This window comes from Streptomyces sp. NPDC054840, assembly GCF_053611065.1.
This window is the reverse complement of the sequence record NZ_JBSGZP010001000.1, coordinates 1-1,939: the sequence shown is the minus strand read 5'-3', so window position 1 is coordinate 1,939 and position 1,939 is coordinate 1. Positions and strand designations below refer to the sequence as shown.

Genomic DNA, 1,939 nt, shown 5'->3' with positions numbered 1-1,939 from the left:
CGTGCGGGGGGCGCGACGCACACCCGCCCGCCGCGCCTTCGGCATATCCGCTTGAGTTCTCCCGCGGCGGGTCGCCTGACCGAACGGCGACCGCCTGAACGGGAGATCGGGGGTGCCACTCGTGCGGATCGGACTGCTCACGGAAGGTGGTTATCCGTATGCGACGGGAGAGGCGAGGCTGTGGTGCGACCGGCTCGTGCGCGGGCTCCCGCAGCACGAGTTCGAGGTCTACGCACTGAGCCGCAGCGCCGAGCAGGAACGCACCCGGGTGTCACTGCCCGAGAACGTCACCCGGGTCCGGACGGCCCCCCTGTGGGCCCCCGCCGACGACGGGCGGACCTATTCCCGCCGGGAGCGCCGACGGTTCGTGGACTGCTTCGAGGAGCTGGTCCAAGGGGTCTGCACCGGTGAGGCGCAGCCCTTCGCGGCCGGCCTGTACGGGCTCGCCGGACTCGCCCGCGAACAGGGCGGGATGTACGCGGCCCTGCGCTCCGAGTCCGTGGTGCGCGCTCTGGAGTCCGCCTGCCGGGCGCCGGGCGCCACACGCACCGTGCAGACCGCGCAGGTGGTCGACCTGCTGGAGTTCGTGGACGAACTGGAGGTCATGCTGAGGCCGTTGTCCCTCGACTGGTACGGGGAGAACGCCCGGGCCGGGGGCGGCCTCGGCGAGGCCGACATCTGCCACGCGGCCGCGGGAGGCGTGGCGGCGGTCCCCGGACTCCTGGCCAAACGCTTCTTCGGGGTCCCGCTGCTGGTGACCGAGTACGGCGTCCAGCTCCGGGCCCACTACCTGGCCCAGCTCGACACCCGCGGCGAGCCGGAGACCCGCCCCGCCGTACGGGCCCTGCTCGCGGCCTTCCACCTGCGGCTGGCCACCGAGATCTACGCCCGGGCCGACTTCCTGACCCCCGGGAACGCGCACGCCCGGCGCTGGCAGGAGCGGTGCGGGGCCACCCGGGACCGGCTGCGGACCGTCTATCCCGGGATGGAGGCGGACCGATTCGCCACCGTCGGCGAGGCCGCGGACCGGGGGGACCCCGACACCCTGGTGTGGGTCGGCCGGATAGAGCCCGCCAAGGACCTCATCGCCCTGCTGCACGCCTTCACCGTGATCCGCCGGGCCGCGCCCGGCACCCGGCTGCGCATCTTCGCCACGGCCGTGGCCTCCGGCTACCTCACCGACTGCCGCTCCCTGGCCGCCCAGCTCTTCCCCGACGAGGCCGCCGACTCGCGCACGGCCGGGGAGAACCCGGTCACCTTCGAGGAGATCGGCGGACCCGACGCCCCCACCACGGCCGAGGCGTACGGCGCCGGGCGCGTCGTCGTCCTGTCCTCCGTGATCGAGGGCTTCCCGGTCACCCTCGCCGAAGCCATGCTCTGCGGGCGCGCCACCGTCTCCACCGACGTGGGCGCGGTCTGCGAGGTCATCGGGGGCACCGGGCTCGTCGTCCCGCCGCGCAACCCCCGGGCGCTCGCCGAGGCCTGCCTGTCCCTGCTCCAGGACCCCGAGCGGGCGCAGCGGCTCGGCGCCGCCGCCCGGGCGCGGGCCCTGGAGCTCTTCACCGTCGAGCAGAATGTGGCCGCCTTCCAGGAGATCTACCTGCGGCTGCTGGCCAAGGGCTCCGCCCGGCCGGACGACGAGGTCCCCTTCACCCGGCCCCCGGAGGCCCGCGTGCCCGGCCACTGGACCAGCCCGACGTGGGCTCCCGCACCGGAGCCGTCCCCGGAGCCGTCCTCGGAGGCCGCCGTATGACCACCGTCGACCCCCGCGTCACCGTCCCGCCGGCGGCACTCGCAGCGACCCCGCCGCATTCAGCCCCGCCGGCGTTCGAGGCGCGGGGTCCGCGGCGGAGCCCCGGCAGCGGCGCCGCAGAGGTGATGCCGCCCTCCGGTGCACGGTCCGGCGCGGCGCCGTTACCGGGGGCGCTGCCCCCGGACC

The 1,939-nt window shown here is 75.3% G+C and carries 1 protein-coding gene; it reads left to right on the top strand.

The window, feature by feature from the left end; genetic code table 11:
- The first annotated feature begins 121 nt into the window (after positions 1–121).
- Positions 122–1,753, top strand: coding sequence for a GT4 family glycosyltransferase PelF (pelF, locus tag ACWGIU_RS36850; protein WP_453712430.1), 1,632 nt, complete (start codon positions 122–124; stop codon positions 1,751–1,753).
- Positions 1,754–1,939 lie beyond the last annotated feature (186 nt).